The following is a 17,845-nucleotide window of genomic DNA, read 5'->3' on the forward strand; positions in this document are numbered from 1 at the left end:
CGGGGCCGTCAGCGGCTGAGGTCGTCAGCCCGCGAGGTGGCTCCACCGCGCCGCGAGGCCTGCCCACGGCCCGACGTCGACCACCTTGCCGTCCATCAGGACGACGACGCGGTCCGCGCGGGCGAGCGCCGCACGCTTCGACGTCGCACCCACCACCGTGGTGCCCCGCTCGCGCAGGGCTGCCCACAGCTCGATCTCGGTCGAGGCGTCGAGCGCACTGGAGACGTCGTCCGCCAGCAGGAGCTCGGTGTCCGCGGCGAGCGCCCGGGCGAGCGCGAGCCGCTGCACCTGACCGCCGGACAGGCGGACGCCGCGGTGCCCCACGAGCGCGTGCGGACCACCTGCCTCTTCCATGTCCTGCGCGAGGCGGGCGCCCTGTACCGGGCCGACGATGTCGCGCGGGTGGTCGAGCCGCACGTTGTCCGAGAACGTGCCGGACAGGACGCGCGGCACCTGGGCCACGTGCGCCACCTGACCGGGGCGCAGGAAAACCTGGGCGTCCGTCACCTCGGTACCGTTCCAGCGGACCTCCCCGGTGTGCTCCATGAGCCCGGCCAGCGCGGACAGCAGGGACGACTTGCCCGAACCGACCTGCCCGAGCAGCAGCACCAGCTCGCCCCGGCGGATCTCGAGGTCGACGTCCGAGACGCCGATCGTCCCGTCGTCGTGCACGGCGGTGAGCTTGCGCAGCTCCAGGCGGTCCAGCGACTCACGTCGGGCCGACTCCGGGGTGGGCGCGGTGCCCGCCACCAGGTCCACACCGGCCTCCCGCGAGACGAGGTCCACACCGCCCGCGAAGCGGGCCGTCGCCACCTGCCAGGCCCGCGTTCCCGGTGCCTCGGTGACCACGGCGCCCGCGACGACACCGAACCAGGCGAAGCCCATCACGGCGCTCGAGACCAGCAGCGTCGTGGCCAGGTCCCACCGCTCGGTCAGGAAGAACGCCCAGGCGGCCACCACACCCACGTACAGGGTCACGAGCGGCACCGAGTCGAGCACCGCCTGCACCCGGTGCTCGAAGATGGCCGCCTTGACGCGGCCCGAGTCGACCACGCCGAGGTGCCTGCGTACGTCGGGCGTGCGCGCGGCCAGCTTCACCGTGCGGGCCGAGTCGAGCGCCGAGACCAGGGCGCGCCCGAACCGGGCCCGTGCTGCCGAGGAGCCGGCCGCCGAGCGGCCGGCGATCGGCCGGCCGATGGCGGAGGCCGCCGCCGACACCACCATGACGGCGAGCAGGACCGCACCCGCGGTCCAGGTACCGCTGATCAGGGCCGTGACCGCCACGATCGCGAGTCCGTTGACGAAGTCGACCCAGCGGTCCGCGTACCGGACGAACCGGTCCGCGTCCATCGACCGGGCCACCACCTCACCGGGCGGCGTCGCGGGCAGCCGGTACTGCCGGGTCTGCCCGTGCATGACCGACATCCGGATCCGCAGCAGCACCTCGACCCACCAGCGCGGATACACGCCCAGCGCGCGGGAGATGAAGAGCGGCTGCATCAGCAGCAGCACCGCGAGCGCAACGAGCAGGCCCACGGGCAGCTCGCCCGTGCCCACCGCTTCCACCGTGCGGCCCCAGAGGAACCCGCTCACCGCACCCTGGGCGGCGACGAGGCTCGCCAGGAGGAACAGGAGCGCACCGAACAGGCCCCACTTCGGGCGGACGAACAGCGCGTGCAGCACCCCGCGCGCAAGACTCGGCCCGTCCCCGGGCGGAGTCAGGTCGGGCGGGGTCCCGGCGCGACGCCGTCCACCGACCGCATCGGGCTCGGCGGTGGACCGATCGGCGCCCGGTGCGGCGGCCTGATCCGAGCCGGCATCCTCCGCGGAGCCGCGGTCCTGGCCGACGGCCGGAACGGGCGCCACCGCGGACCGGGCCGGTGCGTCGACCGCGGCGTCGGTCCCTTGACCGGCCGCCACGTCGTCCAGCGTCCCGTCGCTCGCGCCGGCCTCCAGCAGCGAGCGGAACGGGCCCGGCGTGCGGGCGAGGACGGCACGCGAACCCTGCTGCACCACGCGGCCGTGGTCGAGGACCGCGACGAGGTCGGCCCGCTCGATGGTGCCGAGCCGGTGCGCGATCAGCACGCCGGTGCGCCCGCTGAGCAGACGGTCCGACGCGGCCACGACGCGCGCCTCGGTGAGCGGGTCCATCCGGGCGGTCGCCTCGTCGAGGACCACGAGCTGTACGTGCCGCACGAGGAGCCGCGCGAAGGCGACGAGCTGCTCCTCACCCGCCGACAGCGTGGTGCCGCCGGGGCCCAGGAGCGTGTCGAGGCCGTCGGGCATGCCGGCCGCCCAGTCGGTCAGCCCGAGCTCGCGCACGGCGGCCTCGATGTCCGACCGCGGCACGTCGGAGAACAGCGCGATGTTCTCGGCCAGCGTCCCCGCGATGATCTCGGTGCGCTGCGTGACCACGCCGACGGCGCCGCGCAGCTTCTGCAGGTCCAGGTCCCGTACGTCGGATCCGCCGAGGAACACCGACCCCCGCTCGGGCTCGACCGCACGCGACAGCAGGGCGGCGAGCGTGGACTTGCCCGAACCGGTACGCCCGACCAGCGCGATCGTCTCGCCGGCGGGGACCGTGAGGTCCACGTCGGTCAGCGCGAACGTACCCTCCGCGTAGGCGAAGGTCAGGTGGCGCAGCTCGAGCCCGAGCGGCCCCTCCGGCAGGTCGTCGCCGCCGTCCGGCTCGGGCGCGACAGCCAGCATCTGCCGGATGCGCAGCACGGCGCCGAGACCTTCCTGGATGTCCGGCAGGTGGTGCACCAGGTTGTCCATCTGGCCCACGAACATCGCGGTGACGAGGAACAGCGTGACGAGCTGCTCGACCGACAGGCCGCCGTCGACGGCCACCACCGCGCAGACGACGGCGGTCCCGGCCAGCAGGGCGTACATCACGAGACCCGCGCGCCGCAGCAGGCGTTCCTCGACCCGCACCACCGCACGGAACTTCTCGTGCACGAGCGCCGACAGCTGTGCGACCCGGCGCACGGCGAACGCCTGCCCCAGGCTGGTGCGCAGGTCGTTCCGGGCGGCGACGGCCTCCTCGAAGGCGGCGGCGTGGTCGGTCCACGCGGCCTCCTCGATCACCTTGCGGCGTGCGATCTCGCCGAGCAGGGGCCGGGTGAGCAGGGCGACGATCCCGCCGAGGACGGGGAACAGGAACCAGGCCGGCCACCAGGTGACGCCCGCGATGATCCACATGGGAACGACGCCGACGACCGTGCGTCCAGCGCCCCACAGCTGGCGGCGCACCAGGGTGCCGACGGCGTGCGTGTCGTCGTCGACCCGGTCGAGCACCTCGCCGACCGCCTGCTCGGACAGCGTCGCGAGCGGCTGACGCAGGGCCGCGCTGAGCAGGTCGCTCCGCAGCTTGCCCTCGGCGCGGTCGACCACGCTGGCCCAGACCACCTGGCCGACACCGTCGAACAGCGCGCCACCCACCACGCACAGGGCGAGCAGCGCCAGCCCGACGGCCGTGGCGTCCGCGGCCAGCTGCCCGGCGGCGACCGTCCCGAGGGCCTGGCCCACGGCTCCCGCGGTGAGGGCGAGGAGGGCAACGACGGCGGCCGCACCACGCAGGCGCCGCCAGTCGAGCCGCCGCGCAGGGTCGTCCGTCAGGACCGCTGCAGGGCGGGGCGACGCCTCGGGCACGGGCGTGGTCTCTGGGGGGTGCGGCGCGTCGATCATCGTTTTCTGAGGCTACGTCCAGACACCGACACTGCCCGCCTCTTTTTCCACGGCGCGACCAGCGTCACACCCCCCGCGAGGCGGGGCGGGTGCAGGGCGTCGAACGACGGCGAGGTGGGACCGCAGCGGTCGCTGCGGTCCCACCTCGCTGGAGCCGGACCCGCCCCCACCTCGTCAGAGGCCAGAGGCCAGGGGTCAGAGGGAGGCGAGCGCCTCGTTGAACGTCTTGCTCGGGCGCATCACCGCAGCGGCCTTGGCGTCGTCCGGGCGGTAGTACCCGCCGATCTCGGCCGGCTTGCCCTGGACGGCGAGCAGCTCGTCCACGATCGCCTGCTCACCCGTCGTCAGCGCCTCGGCGAGGGGCTTGAACGTGGCGGCCAGCTCGGCGTCGTCGGACTGCGCTGCCAGCTCGCGTGCCCAGTACAGGGCGAGGTAGAAGTGCGAGCCGCGGTTGTCGATGGTGCCGAGCTTGCGGCCCGGGGAGCGGTCCTCGGCGAGGAACGTCCCGGTGGCGCGATCGAGCGTGTCGGCGAGGACCTGGGCCCTGGCGTTGCCCTCGCTCGTGGCGAGGTGCTCGAAGGACGCGGCCAGCGCGAAGAACTCACCGAGCGAGTCCCAGCGCAGGTAGTCCTCCTCGACGAGCTGCTGCACGTGCTTCGGCGCGGAGCCGCCGGCACCCGTCTCGAACAGGCCGCCGCCGTTCATCAGCGGCACGATCGACAGCATCTTGGCCGACGTACCGACCTCGAGGATCGGGAACAGGTCGGTGTTGTAGTCGCGGAGCACGTTGCCGGTCACCGAGATGGTGTCCAGCCCCTGGCGGATACGGGCCAGCGAGTACGCGGTCGCCTCCGCCGGGTCCATGATCAGGATCTCGAGGCCCTCGGTGTCGTGCTCCGGCAGGTACTGCTCGATCTTCTTGATCAGGTTGGCGTCGTGCGCGCGGCGCGAGTTCAGCCAGAACACCGCGGGCGTGGCGGACGCGCGGGCACGGGTGACGGCCAGCTTGATCCAGTCGCGGATCGGGGCGTCCTTGGTCTGGCACGCGCGCCAGACGTCGCCGGCGCGGACCCCGTGCTCCATGACGACTGCGCCCGCGCCGTCGACGATGCGGACGGCGCCGTCGGCGGAGATCTCGAACGTCTTGTCGTGGGAGCCGTACTCCTCGGCGGCCTGCGCCATGAGACCCACGTTCGGGACGGAGCCCATCGTGGCCGGGTCGAGGGCGCCGTTGGCGCGGCAGTCGTCGATGACGGTCTGGTAGATGCCGGCGTAGGACGAGTCCGGGATCACCGCGAGGGTGTCGGCCTCTTCGCCCTCGGGGCCCCACATGTGGCCACCGATGCGGATCATGGCGGGCATCGAGGCGTCGACGATGACGTCGGACGGCACGTGCAGGTTGGTGATGCCCTTGTCGGAGTTCACCATGGCCATCTTCGGGCCGTCGGCCAGCGCGGCGTCGAACGCGGCGCGGATCTCGGCACCGTTCGGCAGGGACTCGAGCCCGGCGAAGATGCCGCCGAGACCGTCGTTCGCCGACAGCCCGGCAGCGGCGAGGTCCTGACCGTACTTCTCGAAGACGGGCTTGAAGAAGGCCCGCACGACGTGGCCGAAGATGATCGGGTCGGAGACCTTCATCATCGTCGCCTTGAGGTGCACCGAGAACAGCACGCCCTCGGCCTTGGCCCGCTCGATCGACTCGAGGAGGAACGCGTCCAGCGCCGCGGCGTCGAGGAACGAGCCGTCCACCACCTCGCCGGCGAGGACGGGCACCGACTCCTTGAGCACGGTCACGGTGCCGTCAGCGGCGACGTGCTCGATGCGCAGGGTGTCGTCGGCCTCCAGCACCACGGACTTCTCGTTGGAGAAGAAGTCGTCGTGGCCCATGGTCGCGACGTTCGTCCTCGACTCCGGCGACCAGGCGCCCATGCGGTGCGGGTGCGCCTTCGCGTAGTTCTTGACCGACGCCGGGGCACGGCGGTCGGAGTTGCCCTGGCGCAGCACCGGGTTCACGGCGGAGCCCATGACACGGCCGTACCGCTCGCGTGCGTCCTTCTCCGCGTCGGTCTCGGGGTTCTCCGGGAAGTCCGGGAGGTCGTAGCCGAGGCTCCGCAGCTCGGCGACGGCGGCCTTCAGCTGCGGCACGGACGCCGAGACGTTGGGCAGCTTGATGATGTTGGCCGACGGGTCGTGCGCCAGCTTGCCCAGCTCGGCGAGGGCGTCGGGCTGGCGCTGCTCGTCCGTGAGCCGCTCCGGGAACTGCGCGATGATGCGGCCGGCGAGCGAGATGTCGCGGGTCTCGACGTCCACACCGGCCTTGGCGGCGTACGCCGAGACGATCGGCAGGAACGAGTACGTCGCGAGAAGCGGGGCTTCGTCCGTGTGCGTGTAGATGATCTTGGACATGGGTGTGGCTGACTCCCCGGGTGTTGGAAATGTGCCGATCTCTCGATATCAAGATACCTGAGTCCCCCGCACCCTCCAGAATCGCGAGACGCACCTCACGCCCGACGTGTCGGTCGCCCAGGTCACCCCGGTGACCTGAGCGACCGACACGTCGGGGGCGGGCGGTCAGATCAGGCCCAGCGAGCGGACCGCGTCACGCTCCTCCGACAGCTCCGCGACGCTCGCGTCGATCCGGCCCCGCGAGAACTCGTCGATCTCGAGGCCCTCGACGATCTTCCACTCGCCGCTACCGTCCGACGTCACGGGGAACGAGGAGACCAGGCCCTCCGGGACCCCGTACTCGCCCGACGACCACAGCCCCGCGGACGTCCAGTCCCCTTCGGGCGTGCCGAGCGTCCAGTCGCGCACGTGCGCGATCGCCGCGTTCGCCGCCGACGCCGCCGACGAGGCTCCGCGCGCCTGGATGATCGCCGCTCCGCGCTTGGCCACGGTCGGGATGAAGTCGTCGGTGAGCCAGGCCCTGTCCGCCGCGAGCTCGGCACCCGGGCGGCTCCCGACCTCCGCGTGGAACAGATCCGGGTACTGCGAGGCGGAGTGGTTGCCCCAGATGGTGAGCTTCTTGATGTTCGCGACGGCGGTCCCGCTCTTGGCCGCGACCTGCGACAGGGCGCGGTTGTGGTCCAGGCGGGTCATCGCGGTGAACCGCGTGGCCGGCACGTCCGGCGCGTTCGACGCCGCGATGAGGGCGTTGGTGTTGGCGGGGTTGCCGACCACGAGGACCCGGACGCCGGACGCCGCGCCCTCGTTGATGGCGCGGCCCTGCGGTCCGAAGATGCCGCCGTTGGCCTCCAGGAGGTCGGCGCGCTCCATGCCCGCGCCACGGGGGCGGGCGCCGACGAGGAGCGCCACGTCGACCCCGTCGAAGGCCTTGACCGGGTCGTCGAAGATCTCGACGCCGGCCAGTGTGGGAAAGGCGCAGTCGTCGAGCTCCATCGCGGTGCCTTCGGCGGCGGCGACGGCCTGCGGGATCTCGAGGAGGCGGAGCCGTACTGGCGTGTCCGCGCCGAGCATCTCGCCCGCGGCTATGCGGAAGAGCAGCGCGTACCCGATCTGGCCAGCGGCTCCGGTGACGGTGACGTTCACGGGTTCAGTCATGGCACCACTCTTGCACCGACCGGCCTGCCTCGCCCAGCCCCCACGCGACATCGGCCCGCCTCGGCCCAGGACTGCCGACGACCCGACCCAGAGAATGCCGCCGGGGCCCGCAAGAGTACGGTGAAGAAAATACCTGCGTGCGTCCAGCATTTGCTCAGGCAGGTAATGGCAGGATGTCCGCGACATCGCACGCACGCTGCCATGACGCGCACCGCACGGTGCGCCACTGAAAGGATCTGACTTCATGTCCCAGGACCTCGCCGCGACCCGCGGCGTCACCGAGGTCGAGGAGCGGTCTTCGAGCCTGCTCTCCCGCCTGCTCGCCGAGACCTTCGGCACGTTCCTGCTGACGCTCGTGATCGTGGGTGTGCTTGTCTACAGCCCGCTGAACACCGTCGGTGGGCTCGGCATCGCACTCGGTGGCGCCTTCGCCTACATCGCGGGTGCCGCGGCCGTCGGTCGTGTCTCCGGCGCGCACTTCAACCCGGCCATCTCGCTGGGCGCATGGCTCGGCGGACGCATCTCGATCCGCAGCATGTTCAGCTACTGGGGTGCGCAGCTCGTCGGCGCCGTCCTGGCCGCCGCCGTGCTGTTCGCGACGCTCCCCCAGCCGCTCGTCGAGCTGCTCGGCAAGCAGAGCACCTCGGACGTCTTCGACTCGGCGGTGAACGGCTTCTCGGAGCACTCCCCGCTCTACCTCCAGACGCAGGGCGGGGCCCAGTTCGACTGGCTGCCGGCGCTGCTCGTCGAGGTCATCATCTCCGCCGTGCTCGTGGGCGTGTACCTGGGCGCCTACGACCGGCGCGGCAAGCTCGGCTACGGCCCCGTCGCCGTCGGTAGCGCCATCGCCGCGCTGACGATCATCTCGTGGTTCGTCACCAACGCCGGCATGAACCCGGCCCGCTCGACCGCGGCAGCGCTCTTCGCGAACGACTGGGGCGGCGACGGCTCCGGCCGCCAGCTCTGGCTGTTCTGGCTCGCCCCGCTCGTCGGTGCCGCCCTCGCCGCACTGTTCTACCGCGCGTTCGCCTCGGGCGAGAACGAGGAGCTCGTCCTCGACGAGGACGACGAGGACGACGAGGACGAGGACGAGGCGGTTGTCTCCGCCGACTCCGACTCCGCTCCCGAGTCCACCCCCGAGGCCGAGGTCGAGGCCACGGAGGAGACGACCGAGACGGAGCCCGCCGCCACGAAGAAGACCGACGACAAGGCCTGATCACCGCACCACCCGCACGACGGCCGGGGCCGCATCTTCCGCACGGGAGGTGCGGCCCCGACGTCGTGCGGGCGTGGGTCCCGACGCCGTGCGGGCGTTGTGTCCCGATTGCGTAGACCGTGCGCCGATCAGCCGTCGATTGCCGAAGGGCAGCCCCACAGCGCTACGATCCCCGCATCATGGCCGACACGAAGCAGACGCCCGGAGAGGAACCGGAAGCCGTCGCGACAGCAGCGGAGCCGGCCACCGAAACAGCACCAGAGAAGGCCGCCGCGCAGGCGACCGAGACGCCCGCGCAGGACGCGGACGGTGGGGAAGCGGACGGCGGAGACGCGGACGGCGGGGAAGCGGACGCCGGGGACGCGACCGACGACGAGGTGCTCCCCGCAGAGCCGGACAACGAGCCGGACAGCGGTCCGGACAGCGAGCCCGACGCCGAACCGGACGCTGAGCCCGACAATGAGCCGGACGCCGAACCGGACGCGCCCGACGACCAGCCGGCCGGCCCTTCCTCGACCCGCCTGGGCTGGGTGGTCGCGGCCTTCCTGTTCTTCTGGCCGCTCGCGATCCCTGCCCTCGTGCTGTCGATGCGCACCGCGGAGGCCAACGGCATCGGGAACGCCCGCCGCGCGCGGAAGTCCTCGGTACGTGCCCTCGACTTCGCGCTGGGCGCGGTCGTCATCGGCGCGCTCGGCATCGTGGGGCTGGCCGTCGGCATCGCGGCCGCGCCGACCTACGCGTCGTCGCTCCCGGCGGGGTTCGTCTCCACCGCCAGGTCGTTCGTACCACCGGCCCTGGCCGGCCCCCTCGGCATCGCGCAGCCTGACGCCGGCGCCGAGCTCGCCGCTCCGTCGTCGTCCCCCACCCCGAGCGAGGACCCGTACGCGACCGCCGACCCCTACGCCCCGGAACCGGGCAGCCAGTCCCCGGGGGACGGCCCGGTCGCGCTGCCGACGCCCGGCGCCGGCGGCCCGGCCGGGGCGACCGACGAACCGACCCCGCAGACCGACTCCGCGGCGACGGCCGGGGCGGAGATCCCCGACCTCGCGGTGGGTGACTGCTTCGACACCGCGGCGACGTCGGGCCAGACCACGCTGTACCGGATCCCGGTCGTGGCGTGCACCACGGCGCACGGCGGCGAGATCTATGCCGAGACGACGGCGCCCGACAGCCTCGCGAAGGACGGCGCGACGCCCAGCCAGCAGGCACTGTGGGACGCGGCGGACGCGTACTGCTACCCGGAGTTCACGAAGTTCGTCGGCATGCGGTGGGCACAGTCCGAGCTGCGGTACTGGCCGATCGCACCGTCGGAGCAGAGCTGGGCCGAGGGTGACCGCCGCATCCTGTGCGTCGTCGAGTCGGAGCAGCCGGTGACGGGCACCCTCGAGGGCGCCGAGCGCTGACGGCGGCCGGCCGTCAGATGCTCGGCGTCGCCACGGCGAGCACGCCGATCAGCACCGCCGTCGCGCCGTAGAGCACGATGTCCACGGTCCGGGTACGGATGACCAGGCCCACCGGGTTGTCGAGCACCGCCCGGAAGATCGCGCAGACGACCAGCACCACGCCGATACCGATGGCGCCGGCGCGTGCGCCCGCCGTCATGCCGAGCAGTACCGAGAGAGCGACACCGACGAGGACGAGCCAGATGGCAAGGTTGCCGCGCTGCAGCTCTGGCATCATGTCGGCGCCCTCGCCGCTGGATGGCTCACTGCGGTCGAGCTCCTGGCTGGTCGTCGTGGTGGCCGTGCTCAGACGTGCCTCTCTGGTGCGTTCGAGCGTAGTCGTTCCGGCCGAGCCCGGCTCGAGGAGCGTCGTAGCGCCGCCCGGTGCGCCGGGGGCAGTCCGAGTCTCACTGAGATCCACGGGACGAGGGTACAACCGAAACGTCGCGATTCTGCAGGGCCGTGACCTGCTTGCAACCTGAATAACAGCGCGTTCCCAGGTTGGCGGCCTGCGAGTTACCGTGAGGTCCATGCCCACGCCTTCAGCACAGGTCCTCAGCAGCGTCGTCGTCGTGGGGGCGGGACTGGCGGGAGCACAGACCGCCGCGGCCTTGCGGAAGCACGGTTTCGAGGGCCGGGTGACGGTGCTCGGCGCGGAAGGGCTGCCCCCGTACGACCGCCCGCCGCTGTCCAAGGAGCTGCTCAAGCGCACGGAGCCGGTGTGGCTCGCCGACGACCTGGGGATCGATCTGCCGTCGCTCGCCGACGACCTGCGGCTCGCCGACCCGGCGGTCCGCCTCGAGGTGGAGCGGGAGCACGTCGTGGTGCGCACGACGTCGGGGGACGACGTCGTCGCCGACGCCGTGGTGCTCGCCTCCGGTAGCGAGCCGGTACGGCCGGCGGGCTGGGATGCCGCAGTCACGCTGCACTCCGCCGCCGACGCGGAGCGGCTGCGCGCCGCTCTCGTACCGGGCATGCGGCTCGTCGTGGTCGGAGCCGGCTGGATCGGCGCGGAGGTCGCGGGAGTCGCCGCGGGCGCGGGTGCGCGGGTCACGGTGGTCGAAGCAGGCCCGGTCCCGCTGGAACGACAGCTCGGCCGCCGGGTCGGCGGTCACCTCGCCCCCTGGTACGACGCCGCCGGCGTCACCCTCGTCACCGACGTCGCCGTGGACCAGGTGCTGCCCGGCTCGCAGGAGGACGCGCAGGACGGCGCCCGCGTGACCCTCGCCGACGGCAGGGTGCTGGAGGCCGACCTGGTGCTGGCCGCCGTGGGCGCGCGGCCCGCGTCGGGCTGGCTCACCGGCTCCCTCCCGCGCGAGGCGAACGGCGGGCTGCGGGTCAACCGCGCGGGCCGGTTCATGGGAATGCACTCCCCCACCGACCCCGCGGGCCGGCTGCACCTCGACGCGCTCCGGCGCGTCTGGGTGGTGGGTGACCTGGCGACGCGGGAGCACCCCGTGTTCGGGCCGGTTCCCGGCGGCCACTGGTCGGCGGCGCTGCACGACCCAGATGTCACCGTGCGGGCGCTGCTCGGTCTCGACGAGCGTGCGGCGGAACCGGAGCACGTACGAGCGCGGCTCGGGCTCGCCCCGATCCCGGTGCACGCCCCGTACGTCTTCTCCCAGCAGCTGGGGCACGACCTGGCCCTGTTCGGCGTGCCGTCCCCGTTCGACGAGGTGGTGCTGCGGGGCGATCCCACGGCGGCAGGCGGCTGGGCAGCGCTCTATCTCGAGAACGCGCTGGACCGGCATCCCCGCCGCACCCCGGACGGCCACCGGGTGGCGACCGTCCGGGCGGTGCTGCTGGTCGACTCGCCCCGCGAGGTGGGGCAGGCACGCAAGCTGATGAACCGCGGCGTCCCGCTCACGGTCGACCTCGACCGCGCCCTGGACCCGGCGATCAAGCTCAAGGACGCCGCCGTCTGAGCCCCTCGTCTCGGGGCCAGTCCCCTCTCGTCAACGAGGTCTAAGTTTCTTCGCTTTGAGGGCCCTCAAAGCGAAGAAACTTAGACCTCGAAAGAACCTGGCAGCTGGCGTTATCCACACGAGCATGCCATTTCATCAGTGTTGGTGTTGCTTGCGTGCTGACATTGCGCTCATGCGACCGCTGAAACCACTGCCTCCGCAGCTCGCCATCGTCACGTCCCGGCAAGAGGGCCTGGTGTCCTCCGTCCAGCTCGACGAGATGGGGGTCGGCGCCGCCTGGCGGCACCGCCTCGTCCGCCAGTGCCGTCTGATCCGGGTCACGCACGGTGTGTATGACATCGATCCCGTTCCTCCGGACCAGCGGTCACGCGCCGACCTCCTGGACCATCTGCGCCGCCGACCGGCGTGGGTCGGCCTGCTCGCGGGCGGCCCTGGTTCGACAGCGGTCGGCCTGTGCGCCCTCGCGCTGTACAGGGTCAAGGGCCTGCCACGCACCATCCGCCCTGAAGTGGTGGCGCCCGGTGGCAGATGGCGGCCGGCCCGGGACGGCATCGTGTTCCGCAAGGTCGGCGGCATGGTGACCGGGCGGTTCAGTGGCGACTTCCGGATCGCGAGCGTCACCGATGCCCTAGCGCTCGGCGTCGCGCAGATGGGCCGGGACGACGCCGTCGCCGTGATGGACGATCTGCTCCACACTCGGACCGCCACGGTTGACGACCTCGCCCGTGCGCACGACCTGGCACGTGGGCACCGGGGCGTCGACACGACGCATCCCTGGTGGCGGATGGCGAACGGTCGAGCGGAGTCGCCGCTCGAGTCCGCCGCGCGAATGGCATGCCTCGATGCCGGAATTCCGCCGGATGCCCTGCAGCTGGTCGTCCGGGATCCGGCGGGCAAGCACCTCGGCCGGGTCGACCTCGCGTGGCTGCTACCGGACGGCACGTGGCTGCTCGTCGAGATCGACGGCGCCGACGTGCACAGCACCCCGGAGGCCGTGTTCCGGGACCGGGGCCGCCAGAACGACCTGATGTCCGCAGGTGGAGCCCGCGTGCTCCGGTTCACGGCCAGGGACATCCGGAGCCGGATGGTCGCGACACTGGCCCCGGTCCTGCACGAGGCCGGCTGGTCCCCGGGGCACCATGACGACGACGGTCAGCCCGTGACGCTCGGTGCCCGCCTCCTCAACCTCAACGAGGTCTAAGTTTCTTCGCTTTGAGGGCCCTCAAAGCGAAGAAACTTAGACCTCGTTGGGAAGCGAACCAGGCCAGGCAGCTCAGTGCGCGAAGTGGCGGGTGCCCGTGAGGTACATCGTGATGCCCGCCGCCTCGGCGGCCTTGACGACCTCCTCGTCGCGGATCGAACCGCCCGGCTGCACGACGGCGGTCACGCCGGCGTCGAGCAGCACCTGCAGACCGTCCGCGAACGGGAAGAAGGCGTCCGAGGCTGCGACGGCACCCCGAGCCCGCTCCGCGCCGTCGGCCAGGGTGTTGGCACGCTCGACCGAGAGCCGGCACGAGTCCACGCGGTTCACCTGGCCCATGCCGATACCGACCGCCGCCCCGCCCTTGGCCAGGAGGATCGCGTTCGACTTGGCGGCCCGCACCGCCTTCCACGCGAAGGCGAGGTCGGCGAGCACCTCGGACGACGCGGCCGCGCCGGTCGCCAGGGTCCAGCCCGCCGGGGCGTCGCCGTCCGCCTGGAACCGGTCGGTGGCCTGCATGAGCAGCCCGCCCGAGATCGGCCGGGTCTCGACGGCGGCGGACGGCGCCTCCGGGACGACCAGCAGCCGGATGTTCTTCTTGGCCCGCAGGATCTCGAGCGCCTCCGGCTCGAAGCCGGGAGCCACGACGACCTCGGTGAACACCGGGGCGATCTGCTGCGCCGCGGCCGCCGTGATCACCCCGTTGGCCGCGATCACGCCGCCGAACGCGCTGACCGGGTCGGTCGCGTGCGCCTTCGCGTGCGCCGTGGCGATGTCGGCACCCACGGCGATGCCACACGGGTTGGCGTGCTTGATGATCGCCACAGCGGGACCGTCGTGGTCCCAGGCGGCCCGCCACGCGGCGTCGGCGTCGACGTAGTTGTTGTAGCTCATCGCCTTGCCGTGCAGCTGCTCGGCCTGGGCCAGACCCGTGCCCCCGTCACGGCGGGTGTACAGGGCCGCGCGCTGGTGCGGGTTCTCGCCGTAGCGGAGCACGTCGGCGCGCTCCCAGGTGGCGCCGGCCCAGGACGGGAACCCCGACGAGACGGGCCCTTCCGCGCCGTCGACCACGTCGGTCGGGGCGAGCACCGAGCCCATCCAGGAGGCCACCGCGACGTCATAGGTCGCGGTGTGCGCGAACGCCGCGGCCGCGAGCGCCTTGCGCTGGGCGTAGGTGAATCCGCCGGCCTGGACGGCCGCGACGACGTCGTCGTATCGCGCCGGGTCGACGACCACGGCGACCGACGGGTGGTTCTTCGCCGCGGCGCGCACCATGGACGGGCCGCCGATGTCGATCTGCTCGACGACGGCGTCCGGCTCGGCACCCGACGCGACGGTGGCCGCGAACGGGTAGAGGTTCACGACGACGAGCTCGAACGGCTGGATGTCCAGGCCTTCGAGCTGGTCCAGGTGATCCTGCTTGCGGGTGTCGGCGAGGATGCCGGCGTGCACGCGCGGGTGCAGGGTCTTGACCCGACCCTCGAGGCACTCGGGAAATCCGGTGAGCTCCTCGACCGGCGTGACGGGAATGCCGGCGTCGGCGATCCGCGACGCGGTGGAGCCGGTGGAGACCAGCTCGACGCCGGCGGCGTGCAGCGCCGTGGCGAGCTCGAGCAGGCCGGTCTTGTCGTAGACGCTCAGCAGGGCACGCCGTACGGGGCGCTGTGAGTCGTCGGTGAGCTGGACGGCAGGTGTGGACGGGACGCCGGACATGGCGGTTCTCCTCGGAGGTAGCTTCGCGGAAAACCCTGGCACCCAGGCGGGCGGCGCGCATCACGGGTCACTCGGCCGCTCCCCGGTGGTGACCCACCCTCGCCAGTCACGGCCACCGGCAGTCTAGCGGTGCCGTGTCGGGCGGCGAACTGGGGCGGTGTTGACGATGTTGACGGTGTTGGCGCCGAACCGCAGGTTGGTGGCGCGTTGGCGGCGGCCGAACCGCACGTTGGTCGTGGGTTCGCGCGCCGAACCGCACGTTAATCGTGGAGTTCGAGTGCCGTCGTGGTGTTCGAGTGCCGAACCGCAGGTTGGCTGTGAGTTCGGACGCCGAACCGCACGTTGCTGGTGCGGCTGGGGCCGAACCGCACGTTGTGGCCGCGCCGACGGGGCCGAACCGCAACTTGATCGTCACCCGGAACGCCGAGCCGATACGAACACGTCGATCGGGGCCCTCATGGACCGTTAGCTTGCGGTTGGGCGCCGGGCCGGCGATCAAGTTGCGGTTCGGCGCCCGATCCCACGACAGCCCGCGACCAACTTGCGGCTCGGCGCTCCAGTCCACGACTATGTTGCGGCTCGGCGCCCCAACCACGACCGACCCCCGGCTCGACAACCCAGAGCCCGCCCCGAGCCGGCCACCCACGCACCCACGCACCCGGGTCGGGTCAGTACGTGTAGCGGTACACGGCCTCCGGGTGAATGACCACGCGGACCTGTTCGCTGGCGTGGATCTCCGCGAGGTCGCGCGCCCGGGTCTGGTCGTCGAGGTCCCAGTAGCGTGCGGCGAGCCGGGAGGTCAGATCATGCGCGCCATCGGTCTCCACCGTCGTGGGACCGGCGACCGAAACCCAGCGTTCGCGCTCCCCCACCGGCGCCGCCACGACCAGGGAGGCCCGGGGGTCGCGCTCCAGGCGTCGCATCTTGAGGGATCCGGGCTCCGTGAAGAACTGGACGGTCCCCGCCGTGGTCGCCTCGAACCACAGGGGCCGAGGCTGCGGCGGCTGCGTCCCGCCGGCGACGGACAGGAACCCGTGCAGAGGGCGGCCCAGGAACTCGAGGTCTTCGGCGGTCAGGCTGCTGTTGTTGCTCATGACACCCAGTCAACGACGCCGAGACGGACGAAGCCATAGGCAGAGGTCCGGCATGCCTTTGTGATCGTCCACCAGCAGCGCGCCGGCCCCCGGGCTCCCGGTATGCCCGCCCGCACGACCCGAGCCGACCCGCAAGACCCGACGGGCCAGGACCACTCCAGCAGGCCCGTCAGGCCCTACCACCCCAGCAGACCCGGCCTCACCAGACCAGACCAGCCCCATCAGGCAACCCAACAACCCCAACACCCTCCTACCACCCCGGCAGGTCCGACAGATCCAGGACGAACCGGTAGCGCACGTCGTTCGCCGCGAGCCGCCGCATCGCCGTCGACACCTCCGCGGAGGGGAGCACCTCGACGTCTGCCGTGATCCCGTGCTCGCCGCAGAAGTCGAGCAGGTCCTGCGTACCCTGCCGGCCGCCGCTCCCGGCCGACGCCAGACTCTTGCGCCCCACGAGCAGGTCCATCGTCTCGAGCGAGATCGGCCCCAGATAGCCCAGCGAGCAGAGCGTGCCGTCGAGCGCGACGAGGCGCAGCAGCCCGCCGAGGTCGTGCGGCGCGGAGATCGTGTCGATCAGCAGGTCGATGCTGCTCGCGGCTCGCGCCAGGTCGTGCTCGTCCGTGGTGACCACCACGTCGTCGGCCCCGAGCTTCCTCGCGTCGGCGGACTTGCCGGGCGTCCGGGTCAGCACCACCACCCGTGCGCCGAGCGCCTTGGCGAGGCGCACCGCGAGGTGTCCGAGCCCGCCAAGCCCCGCCACGCCCACTGTCATTCCCGGTCCGGCGTGCCAGCGACGCAGCGGCTCCCAGACCGTCACACCGGCGCACAGCAACGGCGCGACGGCGGCCGGGTCGAGGTTGTCCGGACGGTGGTAGGCGAAGTCCTCCCGCACCACGTACTCGCCGGAGAACCCGCCGAGCGTCGTCGTGCCGTCGTGCCGGTCGCGACCGCCGTAGGTGAGCGTCGGGAACTGGGTGCAGAAGTTCTCCTGGCCCGCCCGGCACATGGCGCACGCTCCGCACGAGTCCACGATGTTGCCGACCGCCACCTGGTCGCCCACCCGGAACCGCGTGACGGCGGCCCCGGTGGCGACCACCTCGCCCACGAACTCGTGGCCAGGGACCAGCAGGTCGTCCCCGCCCTGGTCCGGCAGCGCGCGCAGGGCGGAGAGGTCGGTGAAGCAGACGCCGCAGTACGTGACGCGCACCGCGAGGTCGTCCGGACGCAGGTCCCTGCGCTCGATGGTCCGGAGCGTGAGCTGCTCCTCGGGACGCCGCGCCCCGTAGCCGGTGGTGCTCCGCATGTGCCACTCCTTAACAAACAGACTGTTCGGTCTGTTTGACAGTACGGCACTCGCGCAGGTCCAGCAAGGGAGCGGACGGTATGGTCGCCACGTGGCAGACAGGAAGCCCCCCACCGCCCGCGGTGCGGCGACGTGGGACCGGATCCTGGAGGCAGCGACCGCCGAGTTCGCCCGGTACGGATTCTCGGGCGCCCGGGTCGAGCGCATCACGAGCACCGCCAGGACGAACAAGGCGCAGCTCTACGGCTACTTCGGCACCAAGGACGAGCTCTTTGACGCCGTCCTGGCCGCGTCGTTCCGCCAGATCATCGACCTGGCCACCATCGACGCGAACGATCTGCCCGGCTGGGCGGTGCGGCTCTACGACGAGTACCTGGCGCATCCCGACATCGTTCGCCTGGCCACGTGGTCACGGCTCGAGCGAAGCCCCACGGGGCATCTCGTGGCCGAGGCCGAGCGCCAGGACCAGGAGAAGCTGTCGGCGATCGCCGCTGCCCAGGCGGCCGGGACGGTGGTGGCCGGCGACCCGTTCGACGTGATGGCCATGGTGATCAGCATGTCGATGACATGGTCGCCCGTCAGCAACGTGTACGCGGCCCACGCGGACGAGGATCCGGCGGAGCACCGGCGCCGGCGGGACTTCCTGCGCGAGGCGGTCCGCCGCGCAGTCACGCCGCAGTAGCCGGAGCCGTCCGACCGC

The 17,845-nt window shown here is 72.1% G+C and carries 12 protein-coding genes and 1 riboswitch; of the genes, 5 read left to right on the top strand and 7 right to left on the bottom strand.

Features of this window, described 5'->3' with window-relative positions:
• Positions 1 to 24 precede the first annotated feature (24 nt).
• The 3 genes from ACFSL2_RS12810 to ACFSL2_RS12820 form a co-directional block, all read right to left on the bottom strand.
• Entirely contained in the window at positions 25 to 3,690 is a 3,666-nt protein-coding gene (locus ACFSL2_RS12810) for an ATP-binding cassette domain-containing protein (RefSeq protein WP_377198233.1), read from the bottom strand.
• A 195-nt stretch (positions 3,691 to 3,885) separates the two neighbouring features.
• Positions 3,886 to 6,096 carry an NADP-dependent isocitrate dehydrogenase gene (locus ACFSL2_RS12815; protein WP_377198234.1) on the bottom strand — a complete coding sequence of 737 codons (2,211 nt, stop codon included), beginning with the start codon at positions 6,094 to 6,096 and terminating at the stop codon, positions 3,886 to 3,888.
• 165 nt (positions 6,097 to 6,261) lie between these two features.
• Positions 6,262 to 7,251, bottom strand: coding sequence for a malate dehydrogenase (locus ACFSL2_RS12820; RefSeq protein ID WP_377198235.1), 990 nt, complete (start codon positions 7,249 to 7,251; stop codon positions 6,262 to 6,264).
• A 244-nt stretch (positions 7,252 to 7,495) separates the two neighbouring features.
• On the opposite strand from ACFSL2_RS12820, the gene ACFSL2_RS12825 reads away from it, so the two are divergent.
• Both ACFSL2_RS12825 and ACFSL2_RS12830 read left to right on the top strand, forming a co-directional pair.
• A complete protein-coding gene (locus ACFSL2_RS12825) occupies positions 7,496 to 8,467 on the top strand; it encodes an MIP/aquaporin family protein (protein WP_377198236.1) in 972 nt (323 codons plus the stop codon).
• A gap of 179 nt (positions 8,468 to 8,646) precedes the next feature.
• A complete protein-coding gene (locus tag ACFSL2_RS12830; RefSeq protein WP_377198237.1) occupies positions 8,647 to 9,870 on the top strand; it encodes a septum formation family protein in 1,224 nt (407 codons plus the stop codon).
• 13 nt (positions 9,871 to 9,883) lie between these two features.
• Here ACFSL2_RS12830 and ACFSL2_RS12835 read toward each other — a convergent pair whose 3' ends face one another.
• On the bottom strand, positions 9,884 to 10,330 hold the full coding sequence (locus tag ACFSL2_RS12835) for a DUF3017 domain-containing protein (protein WP_377198238.1): 447 nt from the start codon (positions 10,328 to 10,330) through the stop codon (positions 9,884 to 9,886).
• A gap of 109 nt (positions 10,331 to 10,439) precedes the next feature.
• On the opposite strand from ACFSL2_RS12835, the gene ACFSL2_RS12840 reads away from it, so the two are divergent.
• Complete coding sequence (locus ACFSL2_RS12840; RefSeq protein ID WP_377198239.1) at positions 10,440 to 11,834, top strand: NAD(P)/FAD-dependent oxidoreductase; 1,395 nt, start codon at positions 10,440 to 10,442, stop codon at positions 11,832 to 11,834.
• A 172-nt stretch (positions 11,835 to 12,006) separates the two neighbouring features.
• Entirely contained in the window at positions 12,007 to 13,035 is a 1,029-nt protein-coding gene (locus ACFSL2_RS12845; protein WP_377198240.1) for a hypothetical protein, read from the top strand.
• Between the two features lie 72 nt (positions 13,036 to 13,107).
• On the opposite strand, the gene purH is transcribed toward ACFSL2_RS12845, so the two are convergent.
• The 3 genes from purH to ACFSL2_RS12860 form a co-directional block, all read right to left on the bottom strand.
• Complete coding sequence (gene purH / locus ACFSL2_RS12850; protein ID WP_377198241.1) at positions 13,108 to 14,748, bottom strand: bifunctional phosphoribosylaminoimidazolecarboxamide formyltransferase/IMP cyclohydrolase; 1,641 nt, start codon at positions 14,746 to 14,748, stop codon at positions 13,108 to 13,110.
• 33 nt (positions 14,749 to 14,781) lie between these two features.
• Positions 14,782 to 14,868, bottom strand: a riboswitch (ZMP/ZTP riboswitch).
• A 548-nt stretch (positions 14,869 to 15,416) separates the two neighbouring features.
• Positions 15,417 to 15,842 (bottom strand): pyridoxamine 5'-phosphate oxidase family protein, encoded by a 426-nt coding sequence (locus tag ACFSL2_RS12855; protein WP_377198242.1) that lies wholly within the window; start codon positions 15,840 to 15,842, stop codon positions 15,417 to 15,419.
• 250 nt (positions 15,843 to 16,092) lie between these two features.
• The gene (locus ACFSL2_RS12860; protein WP_377198243.1) at positions 16,093 to 17,145 is read right to left on the bottom strand and encodes an NAD(P)-dependent alcohol dehydrogenase; all 1,053 of its coding nucleotides are present in this window, start codon (positions 17,143 to 17,145) and stop codon (positions 16,093 to 16,095) included.
• 91 nt (positions 17,146 to 17,236) lie between these two features.
• On the opposite strand from ACFSL2_RS12860, the gene ACFSL2_RS12865 reads away from it, so the two are divergent.
• Positions 17,237 to 17,827 (top strand): TetR/AcrR family transcriptional regulator, encoded by a 591-nt coding sequence (locus tag ACFSL2_RS12865; RefSeq protein ID WP_377198244.1) that lies wholly within the window; start codon positions 17,237 to 17,239, stop codon positions 17,825 to 17,827.
• Positions 17,828 to 17,845: the final 18 nt, after the last annotated feature.

It is taken from the genome of Promicromonospora aerolata, assembly GCF_042682255.1.
In the GTDB taxonomy this organism is placed as follows: Bacteria; Actinomycetota; Actinomycetes; order Actinomycetales; family Cellulomonadaceae; genus Promicromonospora; species Promicromonospora aerolata.

Excerpts from the sequence above, each read along its gene's own strand:
- ACFSL2_RS12860 (WP_377198243.1), bottom strand. The coding sequence starts at position 17,145 with ATGCGGAGCACCACCGGCTACGGGGCGCGGCGTCCCGAGGAGCAGCTC.
- ACFSL2_RS12825 (WP_377198236.1), top strand. The coding sequence starts at position 7,496 with ATGTCCCAGGACCTCGCCGCGACCCGCGGCGTCACCGAGGTCGAGGAG.
- ACFSL2_RS12845 (WP_377198240.1), top strand. The coding sequence starts at position 12,007 with ATGCGACCGCTGAAACCACTGCCTCCGCAGCTCGCCATCGTCACGTCC.
- ACFSL2_RS12840 (WP_377198239.1), top strand. The coding sequence starts at position 10,440 with ATGCCCACGCCTTCAGCACAGGTCCTCAGCAGCGTCGTCGTCGTGGGG.
- ACFSL2_RS12815 (WP_377198234.1), bottom strand. The coding sequence starts at position 6,096 with ATGTCCAAGATCATCTACACGCACACGGACGAAGCCCCGCTTCTCGCG.
- ACFSL2_RS12810 (WP_377198233.1), bottom strand. The coding sequence starts at position 3,690 with ATGATCGACGCGCCGCACCCCCCAGAGACCACGCCCGTGCCCGAGGCG.
- ACFSL2_RS12830 (WP_377198237.1), top strand. The coding sequence starts at position 8,647 with ATGGCCGACACGAAGCAGACGCCCGGAGAGGAACCGGAAGCCGTCGCG.
- ACFSL2_RS12855 (WP_377198242.1), bottom strand. The coding sequence starts at position 15,842 with ATGAGCAACAACAGCAGCCTGACCGCCGAAGACCTCGAGTTCCTGGGC.
- purH (WP_377198241.1), bottom strand. The coding sequence starts at position 14,748 with ATGTCCGGCGTCCCGTCCACACCTGCCGTCCAGCTCACCGACGACTCA.
- ACFSL2_RS12820 (WP_377198235.1), bottom strand. The coding sequence starts at position 7,251 with ATGACTGAACCCGTGAACGTCACCGTCACCGGAGCCGCTGGCCAGATC.